At 43.1% G+C, this 21,140-nt stretch carries 18 protein-coding genes and 2 pseudogenes; 7 read left to right on the forward strand and 13 right to left on the reverse strand.

The genetic code is table 11. The features are described 5' to 3' along the window. Positions 1 to 95: 95 nt before the first annotated feature. The 3 genes and pseudogenes from F6J90_RS15430 to F6J90_RS15440 all read right to left on the reverse strand — a co-directional run bounded on the left by F6J90_RS15430 (position 96) and on the right by F6J90_RS15440 (position 3,779). A complete protein-coding gene (locus F6J90_RS15430) occupies positions 96 to 1,040 on the reverse strand; it encodes a serine protease (RefSeq protein ID WP_293095090.1) in 945 nt (314 codons plus the stop codon). Positions 1,041 to 1,738: 698 nt separating this feature from the next. After that, on the reverse strand, positions 1,739 to 2,062 hold the full coding sequence (locus F6J90_RS15435) for an excalibur calcium-binding domain-containing protein (RefSeq protein ID WP_293026871.1): 324 nt from the start codon (positions 2,060 to 2,062) through the stop codon (positions 1,739 to 1,741). Between the two features lie 337 nt (positions 2,063 to 2,399). Then, positions 2,400 to 3,779, reverse strand: a pseudogene (locus tag F6J90_RS15440) (transposase). Positions 3,780 to 3,836: 57 nt separating this feature from the next. On the opposite strand from F6J90_RS15440, the gene F6J90_RS15445 reads away from it, so the two are divergent. Next, positions 3,837 to 4,034 (forward strand): hypothetical protein, encoded by a 198-nt coding sequence (locus tag F6J90_RS15445; RefSeq protein ID WP_293095093.1) that lies wholly within the window; start codon positions 3,837 to 3,839, stop codon positions 4,032 to 4,034. A 519-nt stretch (positions 4,035 to 4,553) separates the two neighbouring features. Here F6J90_RS15445 and F6J90_RS15450 read toward each other — a convergent pair. Continuing rightward, entirely contained in the window at positions 4,554 to 4,700 is a 147-nt protein-coding gene (locus tag F6J90_RS15450; RefSeq protein WP_293095096.1) for a hypothetical protein, read from the reverse strand. 65 nt (positions 4,701 to 4,765) lie between these two features. On the opposite strand from F6J90_RS15450, the gene F6J90_RS15455 reads away from it, so the two are divergent. Then, positions 4,766 to 4,933, forward strand: coding sequence for a hypothetical protein (locus F6J90_RS15455; protein ID WP_293095099.1), 168 nt, complete (start codon positions 4,766 to 4,768; stop codon positions 4,931 to 4,933). Here F6J90_RS15455 and F6J90_RS15460 read toward each other — a convergent pair. The 3 genes from F6J90_RS15460 to F6J90_RS15470 all read right to left on the reverse strand — a co-directional run bounded on the left by F6J90_RS15460 (position 4,930) and on the right by F6J90_RS15470 (position 8,318). Continuing rightward, positions 4,930 to 5,955: an adenosine kinase gene (locus F6J90_RS15460; RefSeq protein WP_293095102.1), complete on the reverse strand. Its 1,026-nt coding sequence runs from the start codon at positions 5,953 to 5,955 to the stop codon at positions 4,930 to 4,932. The two genes, F6J90_RS15455 and F6J90_RS15460, sit on opposite strands and share 4 nt — an antisense overlap. Positions 5,956 to 6,238: 283 nt before the next feature. Next, a complete protein-coding gene (locus tag F6J90_RS15465; protein WP_293095105.1) occupies positions 6,239 to 6,790 on the reverse strand; it encodes a 50S ribosomal protein L25/general stress protein Ctc in 552 nt (183 codons plus the stop codon). Between the two features lie 187 nt (positions 6,791 to 6,977). After that, positions 6,978 to 8,318, reverse strand: coding sequence for an adenylosuccinate synthase (locus F6J90_RS15470; RefSeq protein WP_293095108.1), 1,341 nt, complete (start codon positions 8,316 to 8,318; stop codon positions 6,978 to 6,980). Positions 8,319 to 8,527: 209 nt separating this feature from the next. Here F6J90_RS15470 and F6J90_RS15475 point away from each other — a divergent pair, with 209 nt between their 5' ends. Beyond that, the gene (locus tag F6J90_RS15475; RefSeq protein ID WP_071105883.1) at positions 8,528 to 9,220 is read left to right on the forward strand and encodes a response regulator transcription factor; all 693 of its coding nucleotides are present in this window, start codon (positions 8,528 to 8,530) and stop codon (positions 9,218 to 9,220) included. On the opposite strand, the gene F6J90_RS15480 is transcribed toward F6J90_RS15475, so the two are convergent. Further along, entirely contained in the window at positions 9,189 to 11,717 is a 2,529-nt protein-coding gene (locus F6J90_RS15480) for a DNA topoisomerase (ATP-hydrolyzing) (protein WP_293095112.1), read from the reverse strand. The two genes, F6J90_RS15475 and F6J90_RS15480, sit on opposite strands and share 32 nt — an antisense overlap. 443 nt (positions 11,718 to 12,160) lie before the next feature. Beyond that, positions 12,161 to 12,442 carry a hypothetical protein gene (locus F6J90_RS15485; RefSeq protein WP_293095115.1) on the reverse strand — a complete coding sequence of 94 codons (282 nt, stop codon included), beginning with the start codon at positions 12,440 to 12,442 and terminating at the stop codon, positions 12,161 to 12,163. A 313-nt stretch (positions 12,443 to 12,755) separates the two neighbouring features. Between F6J90_RS15485 and F6J90_RS15490 the strand changes: the two genes are divergently transcribed. Beyond that, complete coding sequence (locus F6J90_RS15490) at positions 12,756 to 13,157, forward strand: response regulator (protein WP_293095118.1); 402 nt, start codon at positions 12,756 to 12,758, stop codon at positions 13,155 to 13,157. A gap of 144 nt (positions 13,158 to 13,301) precedes the next feature. Here F6J90_RS15490 and F6J90_RS15495 read toward each other — a convergent pair whose 3' ends face one another. Both F6J90_RS15495 and F6J90_RS15500 read right to left on the reverse strand, forming a co-directional pair. Next, positions 13,302 to 14,123 (reverse strand): tetratricopeptide repeat protein, encoded by an 822-nt coding sequence (locus tag F6J90_RS15495; RefSeq protein ID WP_366513803.1) that lies wholly within the window; start codon positions 14,121 to 14,123, stop codon positions 13,302 to 13,304. Positions 14,124 to 14,222: 99 nt separating this feature from the next. Beyond that, entirely contained in the window at positions 14,223 to 14,399 is a 177-nt protein-coding gene (locus F6J90_RS15500) for a hypothetical protein (protein ID WP_293095124.1), read from the reverse strand. 52 nt (positions 14,400 to 14,451) lie between these two features. On the opposite strand from F6J90_RS15500, the gene F6J90_RS15505 reads away from it, so the two are divergent. From F6J90_RS15505 to F6J90_RS15515, 3 genes and pseudogenes are all read left to right on the forward strand, one after another. Continuing rightward, on the forward strand, positions 14,452 to 14,694 hold the full coding sequence (locus F6J90_RS15505) for a hypothetical protein (protein WP_293095127.1): 243 nt from the start codon (positions 14,452 to 14,454) through the stop codon (positions 14,692 to 14,694). Positions 14,695 to 15,075: 381 nt separating this feature from the next. Next, complete coding sequence (locus F6J90_RS15510; protein WP_293095130.1) at positions 15,076 to 18,375, forward strand: COR domain-containing protein; 3,300 nt, start codon at positions 15,076 to 15,078, stop codon at positions 18,373 to 18,375. Between the two features lie 65 nt (positions 18,376 to 18,440). After that, positions 18,441 to 19,966, forward strand: a pseudogene (locus F6J90_RS15515) (IS66 family transposase). A 117-nt stretch (positions 19,967 to 20,083) separates the two neighbouring features. On the opposite strand, the gene F6J90_RS15520 reads toward F6J90_RS15515, so the two are convergent. Both F6J90_RS15520 and F6J90_RS15525 read right to left on the reverse strand, forming a co-directional pair. Beyond that, positions 20,084 to 20,212, reverse strand: coding sequence for a hypothetical protein (locus F6J90_RS15520; RefSeq protein ID WP_293095134.1), 129 nt, complete (start codon positions 20,210 to 20,212; stop codon positions 20,084 to 20,086). 669 nt (positions 20,213 to 20,881) lie between these two features. Further along, a complete protein-coding gene (locus F6J90_RS15525) occupies positions 20,882 to 21,082 on the reverse strand; it encodes a hypothetical protein (protein ID WP_293095137.1) in 201 nt (66 codons plus the stop codon). Positions 21,083 to 21,140 lie beyond the last annotated feature (58 nt).

The raw sequence follows: 21,140 nt of genomic DNA on the forward strand, positions 1-21,140 counted from the left end.
TGAAAGCTGATCACTGAAAGCTGATCACTTTAAGCTGATCACTGTAAGCTGATAGCTGACGGCTGATAGCTGACGGCTGATTAGTCCCGGACATATTAGACATTTTTCCAAGCGGACATGTTATCAAACACAGACTTATTGATGCGGACAGCACTGTTAGGACAGCCACCATAGCCGTGAATTCCCACTACATGGTGTTGACCATCTTGCAAGCGCCAGACTGGGCTACCGCTTTGACCGCCATAGGTATCGAGCATATAGGAGAGCTTGCCACTAGTGATTATGGTAATTCGACCAGCATTGAACCATTGTGTGCCAAATGGTTTGTCACCAGCGTAGCCAGAGTTATTTATCAGTAGATTTGTGAGTAAGTCGTCGGATAGATTGGCAAATCCGAACCAGCCGACTCGGTTCCCTAGGGTGTCATCCGGTAGAATAATTGCTCCGTAGTCGAAGTCATCATCTTGTTCTTGTGTCCAGCCTTTTACACTGCGGAAGGATGTGCTAACTTGGGAGCCGAAGGGAGCTTCGTTTTCATCAATACCGGGAAAGACCTCAATTTTCCTGGCCCAACCACCAGCACTATGGCTATAGACGCAGTGTCCAGAAGTCATTACTGTCCGTGGTCCAATCAACCAGCCAGTACACAGAGACCGCCTCCCATTAGCTTTGGTAATGATTAACTGGCAAATCCATCGCCAGGGCATACTAGTAAGTGAAGAAATGCGGGTGCGGTCGTCACTACCACATACTGACTCCGGCCTTTGGAATTCTCCAGCACCAGCATCTGGAAGATTTTCCATATCCTCTGTGACCAACATTCTTTCCTGGAAATCAAAACCCTCATTAAGAGCTCGGGATTTATTGAATTCGGGTACTGCTTCGATTTCACCGCGACCCATCATTCCCTCAAATTGGTCTTCGGTATCTATTGACTGGGATGGAGTTTCGCTGGAAGTGATTTCATGGAGCTGCTGATTGTTCAGTTCTATTTCCTTTTCTTGGTTGGTTTGATTGGAAACTATTTCAGTTTCTGACATAACTATTATCCTTACAATTAACTACTAAAAAGAACTCAATTGAATGTTCTTTCCATTTACATAATCGCAAGGTTGCAGTAGGCTTGACAGTACCCTTGCGGGTACTTATAGCGCTACGCGCAAGTCAGAAGTTAGAAGTCAGAAGTCAAAAGTAAGCGATTACTTACGTTTCGGAGTTTAGGAATGTCCTAATCTGAATGGGGAGTGCTATATAGTCAATTGTTTAATCAAGGAAAACTTAGGTATTTAACTGAGGGACGGGAGTACATCAGTTATCCTGAACAACCCAACCCTCAAGAACGTGATAGCTGATTGCTGATTTTAGCTAAAATTTGGTATGATAGATGTTTTTCGCCTTTGATACCACAAAGAAGACCTTTATCCCTTATTATAAATAACTTCTTTTCTTTATAATAAGCCCATATTTGTATTTTTCTCTACAACTTAACTATAACACATTAGGGCATCAACACCTACAGCTTAACAATTTGTAAATACATACCCTATATCCCATATATCATTAGATAAGCCGAGAATAAGAATCACTTACAGCGAGGGAACCTCAATGGCCACGTAATCGATAAACTACTAGATGAACGACTGGCATTGGTCGCCAGCTCTTGGGTAACAGGTGTTTCTGAACCTTGGCTATAACCTGAAGTCAATCAAACGCCTAAGTAAGTCATCCAAGTACATCTTTAGTTTTGGATTTTTAAGAGCTTCTCACAAGCTATACCGTCTTGATCACCATCAAGGTTGTGAATATCCCCGGGATAGGTTTCCAGTAATAATTGAGCTTGTCTTTGACTTTGAAAATCCGCGCAATTACAAGTATCACCTGTACCCACAACACAAGGTGGGATTTCAGGACAGGTTTCATTTTCAAGTCCAATGGAACATAGTGCTCTCTGTCCTGAAGAGCTAAATACAAAAGTCAAAATTGATACTATTAAAGCCAAGGCAGCGATAACATCAGAGCGCTCCCATTTGTGACTGTTATTTTTATTATCAGTATGGATCATGATTACATGATTCAAGTTCTCAGTTTAAGTTTCATTGACCATAGATTAGATTAATATAACTCCTTGTATCAAGCCTAATTGAGATGCTCTTACCCTGCATACTTAACCCTTCATAGTTCATAATTGATACTTAACCCTTCATAATTGATACTTGATACTTGATGCCTTGTTCATACTTCATACTTTAACAAGTGGGATTCCCAATCCTGACTAGTATCCAACCTAATTACCAACGATTGTTCCTCTTCCGTAAACCCTTCAAATGCAGCCTGTTGATCCTTAAGCAAATCAACCTTGACATCTCCCCCACTTAAAAGAGGGGGATTCTACAAGGATGTTACGCAGTAGGGTAAACCCGTACTGCTTCACAACTTGTTCGATAAGATCTAGACACAGAGTTGAACAGATCGTATCGATGTGGGAGTGTCAAGCTCCCGCTACCCACCTTGGTCAGATCAACACCTAACTGTGTGGCTACTTTCCTAGCAATATTTGCGGCACCATTGCAATCCGCATTAACTAGGTATCCGTTGGAAGTTTTATACAAGCCACGTCTTACCCGACATCCTGACGGTTTCCATCCGTTGGGTTTTTCACCATATTTTGGTAATGGATCGTCGTCAAGGAAAGACGCTTTGCTGGTATAAGATTCTTCGGTAATTGTCAACTTGATACCGTACTCAGGGCAAAGTTGTTCAAGCCTATTGATTAATCTTTTCGTTGGGATAACTACAAAGTTTTGGTTGCTCCGTCTCCCCATATTTGAGCCATTTTTTTGCTTCTCGTTCCAGCCAATTATTAAATTGCCAATACGATCGCTTAGACAACGATTAACAATAAACCTAGCTGCTTTATTAATGCCATCCCGCATCTGATTATTGCGTTTACGTTGAACGCGGTCGAGATTAGAATCTCAGTAAAAATCGGGCTTGCCGCTTTTATATTTTGCAACCAAGCGAGCATATCCTTGGTTCATGGACTTGAGCTTGCGGCCATCAATTATTAGACTCTTCCCTTGAGTTGAGACTCCGGTCAACCAATTAGTTACACCATGATCAAAACTCCATGCTTGGGAATAATCCAGGTTTTTGTTCTCTTTTAATGGTTGTCTTCCGTCATCAATAACCCAATCTATCCATAACTGTCCATAACACGGACGAATGGTAACTTCTTTTACCCAATCTGGATCTATAAAACCTGGAACCTCTAAATTGATTTCAGTAAGCATTTCAGGTTTACTTTCTTTGCTTACTGACGGATAAAATAGTCCTTTTTTGTAAGTGAGAGCTTGCCTAGGAAAAGTAACAGCAGATAGTCCGCCTTTCTTTCGGTATCTAAGAAGTCTTGGTTTATCTACTTGACCTTTGTAATACAACCCAACCAGTTGGTTATAACCAGTGATTGACTCAGCCACGGTTTTGAGAGTTTGTTGTGCTGACTGAGCGGCCATCGCCTTGTAATTAGGACTTTCTTTTAGTTCTCGGCAAAGCTCAGAATATTTGACACTGCATTTATAAGCTTTCCAGCCCTGTCGAAGTAAATCATCTCTCCAATATGTTGTATAAGCTTCTGGTTGCTGTTTTAACCAATCATAGTGTTTTTGTCTTGAGTAATAAACAGCAGAATTGAATAGGTTATTTGCCTGTTGGCACTGAAATTCCCAGAAGGCTTTCTCTTCGTCTGAAAAATTAGCTCTGACTGGGACAGTCTTGTACACTTGCTGTTACTCTCTTGTTTTGCTATAAAACTTTTATTGTAGACGTTGATTCTAAATATGTCAACAACAAATGGACGAAAAACCAGAAAAAGAATGCGGGGGGTGCCCGGACATCACGATCAACTAAAAAAGCCCCATACCATCTGGTTGACTGGGGCTACATGGAAGTGGCTTCAATTGTCAGCTAAAGAGGCAAATACCAGTGTCGGGGAGTTTGTAGAGAACTGGGCATTATCTGAAATAAATAAAGACTAAAGGGACACTTTAAGGGGGTAAACCCCGTCTCTCCGTTTCACCCCCGGTCATTAGACACAGGGCTCTCACGTTTCAGGATGTTTTGGTAGCATCAGACACATCCCCACTACGAGATAACAAGCGATTGGCCGTAGGCCACGCTACGCGAACGCATAACACAGCTTCTGGTGCGCAGAGCGTAAATATTTTGTATCGGTAACTGGTAGCGGTTAGCTTTTGCGATCGCTAATTCTCGGAAAGCCAGTCGGTCTATCCATCCCAGAGACGAAACCGATAGATAAGGTCGCCTTAATCAAAAAGTTTTAACCAAAGGTGCGCTTGACCCGTAATTAAATTCCCCACGGGTCGCACCTCTTTTACGCATAACCGACTAACCATAAAGGCGACCCTATCCTTACGGTAACTTCAACACCTTAAGAAGGATGGGGAATTTCGACCCCTCAAACTCCCCTATTCCTTAAACTGGGAATATCTGTCTGTGTCATAAAGTAGTTTTCAATTGGGTTAGGTACTTTCATCCTAGGTTGTAGGGAGTAGGGAGTAGGGAGTAGGGAGGGAATAGGTGATAGGGAAAAGGGAAGAAGGAAAAAATCCTGTGTACCTTATTACTATGAGAAACCCTTTAATTAAATAAACAGTAAACTTGCAACTGTTAACAAATAGCAATTAATTAACAGTTGCAAGTTAAATGATCAAAAGCTGCGAATTAAATATAGCAATTTTGATCACGAGTGAGGTACACAGAATTTTTTTCGACTCCGCCCCTCCCCACGCCCGGATCTAGCACTCCCCATACTCTTACTCTTACTCCCTACTCCCTACTCCCTACTCCCTGTTCCCTAAAACCCAAGAAGAAAGTACCTCACCCAATTGAAAGCTGCGTTTGCACAATAGCTTAATCGCTACCAACAACTTCCTTGACCAACTCAGCCTGAGATTTCTCCAGACGCGGACCATGAGTTTGTACTACTTTTGAAGCAAAATAGTTTCCCCAACGTGCCGCTTGCTTAGTGGTCAAACCATTGGTGAGTCCAAACAACACACCACCGGCAAACGCATCACCAGCTCCTACGGTATCCACGGCCTTAGCTGGGAATCCAGGCACCTGGAAAATTGTTTTATTTTCCACCACTAAACAACCATTAGGACCATCAGTGATAAAAGCTGTATCCACTAACTCACTAATTTTACCAGCACAATCAGACAAGGATTCCAGTCCACAGAAATGGCGTGCTTCTGCCGCGTTACAGAAGATCACATCACAATAATCTGTCATCAGCTGACGGAAATCATCAGCAAAATTCTCTACTAGAAAGAAGTCGGAAAAGGTAAAAGCACTCTTTACTCCTTTAAGCTTGGACTGTTCCATCGCCTCAATACAAGCTTTGCGAGTGTCATCCCCCGTCCAGAGGTAGCCCTCAACGTAGCTATATTTGCATTGGCTGAGTCGTTCCACATCAATATCAGTAGGAGCCAAAGTAGTAGATACTCCCAGGTGAGTACACATAGTACGCTCAGCATCAGGCGTAGTTAGAACCACACAGGTACCAGTCGGACCATTAGATAGCTCAGCTGGATGCACATCAAAGTCAATCCCTGCCTCCAATAAGTCTTGTCGGTAAAATTCCCCATTGGTATCTCTAGAGACCTTACCGGAATAGAAGCCTTTACCACCACTTTGAGCGATCGCAATCATAGTATTAGCAGCCGAGCCTCCTGAGCTTAGTTCCACAGACACATGCTGATGCTCAAGATTGTGTAGAATCATAGCCTGCTTTTGGGCATCCATCAAAGTCATTGCCCCTCGATTCAGGTCATGTTCCCGGATAAAATCATCATCCACCAGTGCCAGAATATCTACTAAAGCATTTCCGACACCAAAGACATCAATAGGTCTTGACTGTTGAGAGTTTTCTGTCATTTTCTTCCAATCCAACTAATCATTCACAAAAAAGCCAGGGAAATTTTAACTCTGCCCTGGCTTAATCAGACAACTATAACCAACCTATCATTGCTGTCTAAAGTAATGATATTGTTTTCGGTTCAATACTTATCATGGAACATTATTCGTCAATTTAAAATTGAACATTGAAAATTCTCAGTGAAAATTCTCACTGGTCAATCGGCAATTAAAAAAATAGGATTTAAGGTAAGCTATCAGCCAACGGCTGATAGCTTAATGCTTACCTGTATTCTGTAACGCTTTATTTAGAAGTGATAGCAAGAACACTTAATTTAGGATCATCCATAACCTGGATCCCTTCTGGCAAGACTAACTCGTAAATGTAGAACATCTTACCCTGTTCCAAATTTGATATATCAATATCAATGGTTTCGGGAATTTTATCTGGGGGACATTGCACTTTCACTGTTGTAAGCCTTTGCTGCAAAACTCCACCTTGCTTAACTCCTACGGCTTCTCCCACTAGCTTAAGAGGTACAACAACCTCTACTTTATTTTGAGAAGCCACTGAGAAAAAACTGAGGTGGTAAAGGGAATTTTTCCAAGGATGAGATTGTATTTCCCGCAGGAGCACTGGACCATTCCAGGAAAGGTCAGGAATAGAGAGCTCTATCAGGGTATTATTAACCGAGGCTGTTTTAAGCAAGTCTTCTGCTGCTTTAGCCGTCATAGTTAAGGATACAGATTCTGCACCATTGTGACCGTAAAGTACGGTGGGAATCAAGCCAGAACGGCGTAAAGCTCTCGGCTTACTACCTTCTGGTCGCTTTTGACATTCTACAGTAACATTCATCGCTAGGAATTTAACTCTTCGAGATAATATAGCCCAATTAATGGCGATTACTGGTCAGCTACCGGTCGATTCCGCCACCGAGGGGGGTGCTGACCTCAATTGTGAGTCAGGGTGTTGAATCGAATCGGAAACTGGTGAGATTCAAACTCTCCGACTGACACCCTGACGCCCTGACACCCTGACCCCCTCAAACTCCCGAAGTTATCGGTGTACCGCTAGCATCCAATAGTGCTCGCTTTGGACCGTGGATTGGGTCTTCCACAATAATTGTCTGGTCACGGCTGGCTCCTAAGGAAACCACTGCAATGGGAACTTTCATCAGTTCTGCCAGGAATTTAAGATAATCCAAGGCTTCGGTGGGTAAATCCTCTAAAGACCGACATTCAGCAGTAGATTTTTGCCAACCGGATAGGGTTTTGTAAACGGGCTGGCATCGGGAAAATACGCTAGTACTGCTAGGAAATTCCCGACTGAGTTCACCGTCAACTTCATAGGCGACGCAGACCTTAATTTCTTCAAAGGTATCGAGTACATCCAGTTTGGTGATCGCTAGACAGTCAAGACCATTAATCCGAACAGCGTAGCGACCAATGACGGCATCAAACCAGCCACAACGGCGGCGGCGACCGGTGGTTGTCCCAAATTCTGATCCTAGCTCACAAAGTAACTCTCCTTCTCGAGTGTGAATCTCTGTGGGAAACGGTCCTTCTCCGACTCTGGTTGTGTAAGCTTTTGCCACACCAATCACCCGATCGATCATTGTCGGTCCTACACCAGCACCCACACAAGCTCCCCCAGCAACTGGATTGGAAGAGGTTACATAGGGGTACGTCCCATGATCTAAATCTAGCAGTGTCCCTTGAGCGCCTTCAAACAGAATATTGCGTTTTTGCTCAATCGCCTCATAAATCTTCAAGGAACTATCGACCACATAGGAGCCTAGCCGTTCAGCATACTCCTGGTATTGCTTGATCACAACTGCTGGGTCTAAGGGCGGTAAATTATAGAGCTTCTCTAAAATAGCGTTCTTGTAATTAATCGTCCAGGTTAACTTTTCTACCAATACTTCCGGATCGATCAGGTCAATGACCCGAATACCAGCACGCTCCGATTTATCCGCATAGGTCGGACCAATCCCACGACCCGTGGTACCAATTCTCTGCCTACCCCGGCGCTCTTCCGATGCTTGGTCAATCAATCGATGATAAGGCATCGTGACATGGGCTATGTCTGAAATCAGCAGATTTTTAGTGGAAATGCCCAGTGCTTCAAGTTGGTCAAGTTCGGCAATTAAAACTTCTGGGTCAATAACTGTACCGGAGCCAATAATACACTCTGTATCCGGATACAAAATTCCAGAAGGTATCAGGTGCAGTTTAAACGTTTGACCTTGAACAACAACCGTATGCCCAGCATTGACGCCCCCCTGGTAACGGACGACTACATCTGCTGAACGACTCAGCAGATCTGTTATTTTGCCTTTTCCTTCATCGCCCCACTGGGCACCAATTACAACAACGTTAGCCAAGGGTTTATTTTGAATGCTAAAGTTTATCCACCTGATAATTATGAACAGTGGTTGCGACTGCTGTCAACTTAACTGTTCCTGATCTAGGTAGAAACTGGAGGAACGATAGTAACATAAGTTAGTCTTGACGTAGAATCGCCACTCCAATGTCTTTTAGACTTTACCTATGTACTCTTATCAGTCATTTTTAACAAAAAACTACTTCTACAATGAAAATTTTGTTAGTGGAAGATGATATTCTCCTTGCTGAAAATTTATCCGAAGCCCTCACCAACCAGCGTTACGTGGTTGATATGGTTACCAATGGGGAAATTGCTTGCCAGCAATCCCAAATGCTTGATTATGACTTGATGGTGCTAGATCTGACTCTGCCCAAGCTTGATGGCTTTGGTGTTTGTCGAAAATTGCGAGCCCAAGGCAATCAAATGCCGATTCTAATGTTGACGGGTCGCGATACCACTAATGATAAAGTCAAGGGTCTAGATGCAGGGGCTGATGATTATCTAGTTAAGCCAGTTGACTTACCAGAATTATTTGCTCGGATTCGGGCTCTGCTGCGCCGAGGTCAATCTATCGCACCACCAGTGCTTCAGTGGGGGGATTTGCGTCTTGACCCGAGTACCTATGAAGTAAGCTATGATCACCAACTTATCCACTTTACCCGTAAGGAGTATAGTTTACTCGAATTTTTCCTGCGCAACGGTCGGCGGGTACTGACTCGTAGCGTGATTATCGAGCATGTCTGGTCTTTTGAAAACCCTCCCGAAGAGGAGACGGTCAACGCTTACATCAAAAGTTTGAGGCGCAAACTGAGATTAGCTGGTGCACCCAGAGATTTGATTGAAACCGTTCACAGTGTGGGCTATCGCCTTAAACAGTTAAGTGCTGAACCAGAGGAGTAACACTGATAATTTTTTCCTCGGGCTTGAGTTGGGCAATGCGATCGCCTGTGCCATCTTTTCCCCAAATCGGCACCGATTCCATAGCTAAACGCTTACCGCCAACGGAAGTCACTACCATGACCTCATTAGCGATGGAATCCCTGACCATGCTGACCAAAACATCTTTAGCGGTCTTAAACTGTAGTGCTTGAGTTCCCAGGTCTCCCCGATTAGCCAACCTGATCGCCTGCACGGGGAGGCGCTTTCCATAGCCCTGCTCAGACACCAGTAAGAGGTTTTCTTCTTCCCCTAGAACAACGCAGCCAACCAGCTTTTCTTGACCCTTGAGGCGCAAGGCTTGATTTCCTTGAGCACTGCGTCCCATAATCGGTAACTGTTTGTCATTAATCTCAAAGCGCAACAGCCTTCCATTACTGGTTGCTACCACCACTTGTGCAGCTGTAGTAGATAGGTTGGCATACTGTAGCTGATCGTCATTTCTGAACTTGGTAAGCAACATACCACGGTTCGTTAGTTTTGTCAACTCAGACACTAAGACACGCTTCATTTTACCTTGGTGAGTCAGCAAAACTAGGGTGAAGTTTTCTAGGTCATCTGGCAGCCTAAAGTGAGCCACAACTGTTTCTGATTGAACCGAATTTGGCAGCAACTTTACCAAGGGAATACCCTGCTTGCGTCCAGCTGCTGGTGGAATATCTCTAATTTTGACTGGGTAGGCTTTGCCAGAACCAGTGATTACCATTAATTCTTGTGTAGTGAGCAACAGCTTAGCCTCAACTACAAAGTCCTCCCCTTGTTTAATTGACTGGGGTAATTTTGGCTGTGTTGTGGCACTCTGCCGCTGTACATACCCTTGGTAGCTAAATTCTAGAAGTGTTTGTTCTGGCTCAGTTGGAGCATTAGGTAGGAGATCAGCAGTTTTTTGGGGTTGAGCAGATTTCCTACTCCTGTGTTGAGGGTCTGTTGGTTGTTCTAACTGTTCTTCAGTTAAAGCAATAGAGTTGATTCTGGTACGGCGAGGATCACCGTACTTCCGTTTAAGCGATCGCAAATCTTTCTTGAGGGCTTTGAGCAATTCCCGCCGATCATTGAGTAATTGGTGCAGCTGTTCCAGGCGCTCCGAAAGTTGATCACGCTCGGTCTGTAACTTTTCTCGTTCTAAGCCAGTTAGCCGTCGCATGGGCATGGCCAGAATTGCTTCAGCCTGGATTTCACTTAAGTTTAACTGGTTTTGCAGGGAAAGCTTAGCGGTGGTACCATCAGGAGCATTTCTGAGAATGTCAATCATGGCATCCAGCTGATTGAGGCTAGCCAGTAACCCGTCTACCAGGTGAAGACGTCTTTCTTTCTGGGACTGCTCATAGGTATATTGGCGGGTTAGAGTCTGTTCTCGGAAGCTAATAAATGATTCTAACAACTCCCGCAGGGTAAGTTGTCGGGGTTGTCCGTCTACCAAGGTCAGCAGGATAGCACCAAAGTTTGTTTGCAGGGGAGTTTGCTTATACAACTGCTGGAGCACCGCTGATCGCTGAGCATCTCGTTTGAGTTCCACCACCACCCGCATCCCTTCGCGATCGCTTTCATCTCGGATATCGCTAATCCCTTCTATACGCCCTTGATTGACCAAAGCTGCTACTTTTTCAATCCAAGCTGCCTTATGGACCTGATAGGGCAACTCACTCACTACAATTGCCCTACGTTGCCCCCGTTTCCCTCGACCGACTTGAATGGTTTCAAGCTTGGTGATGCCTCGAATCGGTATACTGCCACGACCGGTAGTATAGGCATCCCGAATCCCCTCAGCTGAAACAATTTCCCCCCCAGTGGGAAAATCGGGTCCGGGAATTAATTCCCAAAGTTTTTCATCTGCTAAATTGGGACGGTCAATCAGAGCAATCAAGCCATCTACTATCTCTGCCAAATTGTGAGGAGGAATATTGGTTGCCATGCCCACAGCAATGCCAGAGCAACCATTGAGCAACAAGACCGGTAATTGTGCCGGGAGTACCACTGGCTCTTGCTGGGAGCTATCAAAGTTGTCGATAAAATCAACTGTTGCTTCCCCAATTTCTGACAATAGGGCTTGAGCGCCCACCGGAGAGAGTCGGGTTTCAGTGTAACGCATGGCTGCTGGTGGATCATTATCCACCGAACCAAAATTGCCATGACCGTCAAGGAGGGGATAGCGGGTCGAAAAGTCTTGGACTAACCGCACCATGGCTTCATACACCGCTTGGTCACCGTGGGGGTGATATTTACCCAACACATCCCCAACCACACGAGCACATTTGCGGTATGGTCGATCTGGGGTTAACCCTAATTCGTGCATCGCATATAGAATACGTCGATGTACGGGCTTAAGCCCATCACGGACATCAGGTAAAGCACGCCCCACAATCACACTCATGGCATATTCAAGATATGACCGTTGCATCTCCAAATGTAGGGCTGTGGGAATGACATTACTGTTTCCCATTAGGTTCAGCTGTTTTGCCATCAAAAATCCTCCAAGGCAGAATTGACCAAAGGGTGATCGGGGTTTAGGGTATAGGGAAATTGCACGCTTGTTAAGGCTACGGTACTCGAAAAGATAGGGAAGATCAGGAGAAGATAATTTCTTCTTCACCTAATCGAGTCCCCTTGATCTTTCCATCTGCTCTAGCATCCAGCTTAACGAGGGTGACTATTGCATATAGGTGATGCATATAGAAAAACAGAGACACTAGCTCACCCTAAGTAAGTATTCAGCTATCAGTTATCAGCTATCAGCTATCAGTTATCAGCTATCAGTTATCAGTTATCAGTTATCAGCTATCAGTTATCAGCTATCAGCTATCAGCTATCAGCTATCAGCTATTAGCTATCAGTTATCAGCTATCAGCTATCAGCTATCAGCTATCAGCTATCAGTTATCAGCTATCAGCTATCAGCTATCAGCTATTAGCTATCAGCTATCAGCTTTTGAATAAAACAAGTAAGCATTGCTTTAATCTCTGTTACCTCAGCTGACGGCTGACGGCTGACGGCTGACCGCTGACGGCTGACGGCTGACGGCTGACGGCTGACGGCTGACGGCTGACGGCTGACGGCTGACCGCTGTTCGCGCAGCGTGCGCGTAGCGCATATGCTTACACCATAAAATGTGAGCATCTGGTTCCAAAGCCGATTTCCCGCCTTAAGATAGTGTTGGTTAAGCCAAGCTAAAGTATGGGCACGACTCAAAGAAATAGGCTCAAGGTTAACCAGCCAGAAGCTTCGCTTCTAACAAGCCGTTGTGCCCACTGTCCCCAAGACACTATAATGTAGGTTTGGATGCAGTTAGGGAAGGCTTTTTCCAGGAGCGTCAGCTTGCCTGGTATTAAGCAGCCTATCACCTGTATCAGTCCAATGAACATTACTAGTTGGCTAAGCATGTGGGGAAACTAGACTTGATAAAATAACATCTTGCATTTGAAATAGCAACATGACCGATTCCCTGTCAAACTTATGATCAAATGACACTTTTGCCAAAAATGACTCTCTTGATGCAACGCCCATGAAAACCGTTCTGATTGTCGAAGATGATCCGATTAATGCTCGTGTTTTTTCCAAGATTCTCAGTAAGCGGGGCGGTTTGAATGTAAAGCATACTGAAGATGTAGAAGAAGTAATGCAGATAGCCCAAGCTGGGGAGGCAGACATTATTTTGATGGATGTTTCCTTAGCTCATAGTGTTTATCAGGGTAAATCAGTAGACGGCATTAAGATTACCCAAATGCTTAAGGCTGATGCTGAAACGTCCCAACTGCCGATTATTCTGGTCACTGCTCATGCGATGGAAGGGGATCGAGAAAACTTCCTTAAGCAAAGTGGTGCCGATGACTACATCTCCAAACCCGTTGTTGACCATCAACAGTTTGTTAATCAGATCATGGCTCTATTGCCCCAGGACAATTAAATTCCTTTCTTGAAAATTGCCAATCTTAAACCACCGCCCTTGAGATGATTGCCCATCTTTGGCTGCGATCCCTCCCCTATTGGCAATTGATGGAGATCAAGCACTGTTTTTAGGAGTCACCCATGACAGGTGGAGTTGGGCTGCTTAGGGTAGACCTTGACTCTGGATAATGGTGGCTTGGATTCTGGGATTTTCCAGAAACTTTTCGGTTTCAGAAAGCAGGCGCTTACCCCACAGGTTTTCCTTAAGAAACTCTAAGTTAGCATAGCGGCTATCTAGGCGGATTGCCGCTTCTCCCATTAGTAGCCCCTTTTCGATATCCCCTTGGGCATACAGAGCCACAGCGATCGCAAGTTGAGGTTCTGCGGCCTCTTTATCAATCTCTATTGCTGCTTCCCATTGTTGAATAGCACTCTCCACATCTCCTTGTTCATAATTGACCAACCCAATGTTGTTAATGGCTGGCCAAAAGCTTTTGTCTTGGTCAACAGCTTGGTTGTAAGCATCGATTGCTTCAGTATACTGATTGAGCATATAGTAAGAATTGCCCAAGTCAAACAGGGCTTCTGGCACATCGGGCTTGAGTTTTAATCCCGCTTTCAACTGAGCGATCGCTTTTCTATATTCGGTTTTTTGAAAATAGGCTGACCCCAAGGTGAACAGCACCCCAGCTTGATCTGGTGCCAGAGAGTAAGACTTTTGCAAGGCTTCAATGCCTTGATCCAACTCCTGGGACTGTACGTACAAAGTTCCCAAGATAAACCAGGTTTGATAGATGTTGGGAGCAAGTTGAGTGGCTAACTTGGCCTTAGGCAGCGCCAGGTCGTATTGTTGAAAGCGGACTAACTGAATGGCCTCTTGAGCCAGAGTTAAGCCCTGCTGTTCGAGTTCCTCTGAATCCAATTTTAGGGTATAGGGAATGAGTGCTTGTCCAGCAACTGGTGCTGACCAACTCATCAAACCCATCAGAACAAGAATAGATAGTAATGGAATAGGTTTAGGCACGGTACAGCCTCGAAGAACAATGAGCTTAATGTGAATCTACAGGTTACGCAACTACTGAGACTAATCCGGAAGGAATATAGCTCTAGCTTTACCCTCACGATAGGACTTTCCTGCTTCATCTGTCATCCTAGAGGATCCGAGCAAGGTAAGGGTGGGGGGGGTGGGGAGTGTGGGGAGTGTGGGGAGTGTGGGGAGTAGGTTGATTTGGGTGGAACAGGCAAGATGCCTATTCCACACAAGATGCTTATTTTACTAAGATGCCTATTCCACACAAGATACCCATTTCACCATGATGCCTATTCCACTGAGATGCCTATTCTACCAAGATGCCTATTCTACTAAACTAGACCTCTTGCAAAAGGATTTTTCTGATAGTGTTTACGTCAATTCTTGTCCACTGTTCCCTGTTCCCTGTTCCCTGTTCCCGACAACTGCCGCGAAGTCTACTATTAAAATCATCCTGCATTTATGCAACACCGGATTTTTTGCATTGCTGAATCAAAGAAGGAAATTCTTCCAGCCCGGTTTTTGAGTATAAATACTTATCGTTGCAGTTAACCAGTGATGCCACATCACTTTTCTACAGGAAACATTAAAATAGATTTGTTGGGTCAGGGATAATAAAGCGTTTATCGCACTTATGAGGTACAGTCTTTTTTGACGCTGATTACCTTAAAAGCCTATTGCCTTCAAACCATACGCTTTGTATTTCAGACCAATAACAATTCCTATATGAGCGAAGATAGTATTCCAACACGCTTCCGATAAAGAATAAAAGAAGCAAGAAAAAAAACTTGAAATACTGGATTTGAGTAATGCATATCGAGACCAACCATTGAACAAGATTCCAGAGTACTTTTTTGAAATAAAACATATTAAATTCTTAAAATTAAGCGGCAACCAAATATATTAAATGCCAGATAATATTAATGACATTTCCAATTTAAACCAGCTAGATTTATCGGATAATAAACTAAACAAGCTGCCGGAATCTATTGGGAATATCTCCAATTTAACCAGACTAGATTTATCGAGTAATCAACTAACTAGCCTGCCGGAATCTATTGGAAATATCTCCAATTTAACCAGACTAGATTTATGGAGTAATCAACTAAATAACTTACCGGAATCTATTGGAAATATCTCCAATTTAACCAGGCTAGATTTATCGTTTAATCAACTAACCAAGCTGCCGGAATCTATTGGGAATCTCTCCAATTTAACCAGACTAGATTTATCGAGGAATCAACTAACTAACCTGTCGGAATCTTTTGGAAATTTCTCCAAGTTGACCTTGCTAAGTTTATCGGTTAATCAACTAACAAAACTGCCGGACTCAATTGGAAATATCTCCAATTTAACCGAGTTAAATTTATCGAGAAATCAACTAAATAACCTGCCGAAATCTCTTGGTAATTACTCCAATTTAATCTTGCTATTGTTACAAAGTAATCAACTCAAAAACCTGCCAGAATCTCTTGGTAATCTCTCCAATTTAACCACGCTAGATTTATCGGATAATCAACTAACCAACCTGCCAGAATCTCTTGAGAATCTCTCCAACTTAACCGAGCTATATTTATCGGAAAATAAACTAAATAATCTGCCAGAATCTCTTGGTAATCTCTCCAATTTAACCACGCTAGATTTATCGGATAATCAACTAACCAACCTGCCAGAATCTCTTGGGAATCTCTCCAATTTAACCGAGCTAGATTTATCGGCTAATCAACTAACCAATCTGCCGGAATCTCTTGGGAATCTCTCAAATTTAACCAGGCTATATTTATCGAGTAATCAACTAACCAATCTGCCGGAATCTCTTGGGAATCTCTCAAATTTAGCCAGGCTATATTTATGGCATAATCAACTAACCAATCTACCGAAATCTCTTGGGAATCTATTCAATTTAGCCGAGCTAAGTTTAAGGACTAATCAACTAACCAAGCTGCCGGAATCTCTTGGGAATCTCTCCAATTTAACCAAGCTAAGTTTAAGGACTAATCAACTAACCAAGCTGCCGGAATCTCTTGGAAATATCTCCAATTTAACCAACCTAGATTTATCGATTAATCAACTAACCAAACTGCCGGAATCTCTTGGGAATCTCTCCAATTTAACCGAGCTAGATTTAGAGAAAAATCAACTAACCCATCTCCCCGAATCTCTTGGCAATCTTTCCAATTTAACCAAGTTAGATTTATCGGGTAATCCCCTGGTTGTCCCACCACCAGAAGTTGTCAGTAAAGGGGTAGATGCCATTAAACAATATTTGCGCCAATTAAGGGAAGAAGGAAAAGATTATATCTATGAAGCTAAGTTGTTGATTGTCGGCGAGGCCGGAGCAGGCAAGACTAGTTTAGCTAAAAAAATTCAAGACTGCGAATACCAACTCCAAGACAATCAAAAGTCTACAAAAGGCATTGATGTTATTAAATGGAGTTTCCCTCTAGATAACGAACGAGAATTTAAGGTTAATATTTGGGATTTTGGCGGGCAAGAAATTTATCATGCTACTCATCAGTTTTTCTTGACTAAACGTTCTCTCTATACTTTAGTGGCGGATAGTCGGAAAGAAGATACGGATTTTTATTATTGGCTCAATAGTGTAGAACAATTTAGTGACAATAGCCCCCTGTTGATTATTAAAAACGAGAAACAAGACCGCCGAAGGGAAATTAACGAAAGAGCTTTGCGAGGACAGTTTACCAATCTCGAAAAAACTCTGGCTACTAACCTCAAAACTGACCGAGGGTTACCAGAGATTATCGGTGCTATTCAATATCACATTCAAAATTTACCTCACGTGGGACAAGCATTACCCAAAACTTGGGTAAAGGTTCGTCAAGCCTTAGAAAACGATTCCCGGGATTATATCTCTCTTGAGGAATATCTAGATATCTGTGAAACCAATGGATTTACTTTACTAGAAGATAAATTACAGTTAAGCGGATATCTCCATGATTTAGGGGTATGTCTTCATTTCCAGGATCAAGAAGATTCGTTGTTATATAAAACAGCCATTCTTAAACCTGAATGGGGTACATATGCGGTTTACAAAGTGCTAGATAATCCTAACGTTAAAAATAACAAAGGAAAGTTTACCCGCAAGGATTTAAAACGTATTTGGAAAGACGACAAGTATGCCTCTAGGAGAGGAGAATTACTAGAGCTAATGAAGAAATTCCAACTTTGCTATGAAATTCCTGATTGCAAAGATACGTTGATCGCCCCTCAACTCCTCAGCGATAACCAACCAGACTATAACTGGAATCCATCCCACAATCTGATTTTACGCTACACTTATCCTGATTTTATGCCCAAGGGTATTATCACTCGCTTTATTGTGGTGATGCACCAGTATATTGACCAACAAGAATATGTTTGGAAAAGTGGCGTCATCTTAACTAAGGACAAAACCAAAGCTGAAGTGATTGAATATTACGGCAAACGCCAGATTCAAATTAAGGTTTATGGTAAACATAAGCGGGAATTATTAACCATAGTTGCTTACGAACTAGATAGAATAAATGCTTATTATAACCGATTGAAGTACAGTAAGTTAATACCTTGTAATTGTCCTACGTGTAAAGACAGTCAGTCACCATTCTTTTATCCCTTTGAAAGATTGCGAAAATTTATAGCAGACCAGCAATACACCATTCAATGTCAAGAAAGCTATCAGATGGTGAATGTTCTGAGTTTACTTGATGATATAATAGGTTTGAACCAGTTAATATCTAACGATCAACAAGATATTAATAAATCAATTCAGGTTAAAGGCGATATTCAACAATTATTCTTGCTATTATCACAACAAGGTAATATTTATGGAGATTTTTCTGAAATCATGGCTAATAGTAACGATGAAAGTTCCAAAATAAATATATCTGGATCTGGTAACATATCTGGCAACGCTAAAGTTACAAGTAGTAGTGCTGGTTGGTTTAACTTAGGTGATATTAGTGGTAAGGTTACCAATACTATCAACCAGTTACCTAGCTTTGATGGTGAGCCTGAGTCTGATAAAAAACAACTCAAGGAATTACTCAGTCAACTGCAAAGCGCAGTCTTAGCAGAAGATTTGGATGATGACGATAAAGCAGAAGCCCTAGAACAAATTGAAGACATCGCTTCTGCTTTAACTAATTCTGAAGATAGTACTGTCAAGAAAATAGCCAACAAGGCTATGAAAATGCTAATCAGAACGTAACTGCTCACCGCAATAAAGATGCTCTATTGACAACGGAGAAGCCAAATTGAACACTTGGATGTATATTGGTTCTTATGACTCCAACCGCCACCGAGAATTCCCAGTCCGTCATCAGCGTCGCCTCCGAACAGTTGGTGACCAATGTACTGCTGGTTGAGTGGCTCGTGAAGCTGCAACAACAACTATCCCTTCAACAACGAGTGATTGAACAGCAGCAAAGACAAATCTTTGGGCAGCAGCAAGAGATAGAACAATTAAAGGAGGAGCGAGACAAGCTCAAAAACCGCTCCTCGAAAAATAGTTCAGTCCCTCCTTCCTCTGACCAACTCCAAAAGCCCAGCAACAAAAGTAAGCGCAAAAAGGGGAAAAAGCGCGGTCCTTTCGTATAATCATCAAGGAAAAACCCGTAACGGATTTGGCACTCCTGACGAAATAGTGACTATCGAGCTAGAAAGCTGTCCCATGTGCGCTACTTCCTTAGAGGTAGTAGAAGAAGCTCCACAAAAAGTCCAGCAAGTAGCTGAAGTAGTCGAGCAACCAATAGAAATCAGAGAATATCGCCGCCCTCTATACAATTGTCCCAATTGTGGATGGTCTGGTTATAGCTCTATGCCTTGGGGAGTCAAAGAAGGATTCAGCTATGGGGGACGACTCTGTAGCATTGTGGGCTGGTTAGGGTATGGGGGCAACTTGACGTGGCGTAAACAGGAATATTTTGTCGAATATGTCTTGGGGGTTCCTATTTCTCAGGGAAGTCTGGCAAAAATGCAACGCTGGTTCCAAGAGAGTTTGGAGCCTTCTTACCAACAATGGCTAACCTACGTCAGACAGCCAGGGGTCAGGTGTGTGGATGAAACGACCTACTGTATAGATGGCATTAAGTATTGGTTGTGGGTAGCTACCAGTGACCAGGTATGTGCCTTGATGTTAGCACCCACACGCAGTAGTGCTGAACTAGAGAAATTACTGGGAGCTGAGTTTGAGGGAATACTCACGCTTTGATTGTTTTAGTGCCTACTCTCCACAAGCAGCTCAGGCCAAGCAGAAGTGTTTAGCCCATCTCGAGAGAGACTTAAAAGCCCTCTTAACCAGTCGCTTTGAAGGCAATCGACAGTTTGCGAGCAAAGTGCAATTAGTGTTGTGGCAAGCTCGCAGTTGCTATCAGGATTATCAAGAAGGAAAACTTAGTTGCCAAACTCTCAATGACCAACGAGAAAGTGTAGAAGCTTCTCTTAAAAAAGTCTTAGAAGAGACACTCAAGGAAAGCCCTCCCTCAGATACTTTGAGATTGATTCAACGACTACAGCGTCATTGGAATGAGTGGTTCACTTTTTTGTCTCATCCAGAGGTCAAACCTGATAACAATGATGCTGAGCGAGCTTTACGCCCAATTGTGATACATCGCAAAGTCAGTGGTGGGGCAAGAAGCGATTGGGGGGCACAGTTAGTCGCCCAAATGTTTAGTTTTTTGGAAACGATGCGGTTACAAGGAAATAATGCGTTCGCGAAGCGGTTCTTTTGGAACATCGCTGCTTTATGTGAATTATTGTCTTTGGCTGGTCGAAGTCCCCCAGGCTTGGAGTTTTCCTGACAATTAGAGTAAACCATAGTTTTATTTTCATGGGTCGAATGGTAAAGCTATTCCAGTCCTCAGGTTCTTCGAAAGCGGATATTGTCCGCTAACAATGACTCATATCTCACTGTTTGTTCATTTGCCAACCCACTTTGAGATTTGCGATCGCACTTTGAGATTCGCGTACGCATTTTGAGATTCGCGATCCCAGTCTTGGGAAACCCCAATATCTCCTTCAACCCTTATGTCGTAGCTTTTTGACATTGTGATTCCGAATGGCTCACCAAGGGTGAGCGAACGGTGAGTCATAAGAGCCAATATAGCAATTCCTTAATAGGTCGTGGTAATTTCTGAAATTCGATCCTTGCTCTACCTGGGTTTTAGCCGATCACTTATTACATCCTATTTAGGATTGCTATATACACCCAAGTGTTCAATTTGGCTTCTCCGTTGTCAATAGAGCATCTTTATTGCGGTGAGCAGTTACATCAGAACTGCTGCTGCTTTGTCTCCTACTGCTAATCTGGTTACTATATGTAAGGAATTACCAGCTTTGATTAGTAAGATATTTTGAGAAAAAGGCAAGACTAGGGCGTGTCTTCAAACTCGGAGATCCCCCTAAATCCCCCTTAAAAAAGGGGGACTTTGAGTATGGCTCCCCCCTTTTTTAAGGGGGGCTGGGGGGGATCTAAATCTTGCGGAAAACTTTGAAAACACGCCCTAGGCAATAGGCAAAAGGCAATAGGCAATAGGCAATAAGTCTAAAAATAAAAAAAAATAGCCGTAGATATTATGTCTACGGCTTTTTCAATGCCACAGTAAGTGGATTGAAATTGTCATGTCAGTCAGATTCCAAACCAAACCTGATGTGATCTTATTTTATAAGACCAGGAGCCTTTGCTAGGGGGGAAACCCCCCCAGAAATTTAAGGTGTTATGGCAACAGCCAATACTTCATCATGGTAGTCATTACTTCCCCTGGAACTTCAGTCGGCTCCAGAGGGCTCCACTCGCAAATCTCTGCATACCCAAATACATAGAGGGTGTGCATACTATAGATTACTGCTTTACGAGAGCCTTTCAGAGTGTGCTCAACAGGGTATTTTTTTAGGTTTGGGTTAAATTCTGTTGACATGTTTGAACTATTGAACTCGACGTTATAACTATAATCATAATGATTACAAATAAAAATG

The organism is Moorena sp. SIOASIH, from assembly GCF_010671925.1.
Lineage (GTDB): Bacteria > Cyanobacteriota > Cyanobacteriia > Cyanobacteriales > Coleofasciculaceae > Moorena.

Excerpts from the sequence above, each read along its gene's own strand:
- F6J90_RS15475 (WP_071105883.1), top strand. The coding sequence starts at position 8,528 with ATGAAAATTTTGTTAGTGGAAGATGATATTCTCCTTGCTGAAAATTTA.
- F6J90_RS15435 (WP_293026871.1), bottom strand. The coding sequence starts at position 2,062 with ATGATCCATACTGATAATAAAAATAACAGTCACAAATGGGAGCGCTCT.
- F6J90_RS15505 (WP_293095127.1), top strand. The coding sequence starts at position 14,452 with ATGATGCCTATTCCACTGAGATGCCTATTCTACCAAGATGCCTATTCT.
- F6J90_RS15445 (WP_293095093.1), top strand. The coding sequence starts at position 3,837 with ATGTCAACAACAAATGGACGAAAAACCAGAAAAAGAATGCGGGGGGTG.
- F6J90_RS15460 (WP_293095102.1), bottom strand. The coding sequence starts at position 5,955 with ATGACAGAAAACTCTCAACAGTCAAGACCTATTGATGTCTTTGGTGTC.
- F6J90_RS15520 (WP_293095134.1), bottom strand. The coding sequence starts at position 20,212 with ATGTCAAAAAGCTACGACATAAGGGTTGAAGGAGATATTGGGGTTTCC.
- F6J90_RS15465 (WP_293095105.1), bottom strand. The coding sequence starts at position 6,790 with ATGAATGTTACTGTAGAATGTCAAAAGCGACCAGAAGGTAGTAAGCCG.
- F6J90_RS15510 (WP_293095130.1), top strand. The coding sequence starts at position 15,076 with ATGCCAGATAATATTAATGACATTTCCAATTTAAACCAGCTAGATTTA.
- F6J90_RS15495 (WP_366513803.1), bottom strand. The coding sequence starts at position 14,123 with ATGGGTTTGATGAGTTGGTCAGCACCAGTTGCTGGACAAGCACTCATT.
- F6J90_RS15490 (WP_293095118.1), top strand. The coding sequence starts at position 12,756 with ATGAAAACCGTTCTGATTGTCGAAGATGATCCGATTAATGCTCGTGTT.
- F6J90_RS15525 (WP_293095137.1), bottom strand. The coding sequence starts at position 21,082 with ATGTCAACAGAATTTAACCCAAACCTAAAAAAATACCCTGTTGAGCAC.
- F6J90_RS15480 (WP_293095112.1), bottom strand. The coding sequence starts at position 11,717 with ATGGCAAAACAGCTGAACCTAATGGGAAACAGTAATGTCATTCCCACA.
- F6J90_RS15430 (WP_293095090.1), bottom strand. The coding sequence starts at position 1,040 with ATGTCAGAAACTGAAATAGTTTCCAATCAAACCAACCAAGAAAAGGAA.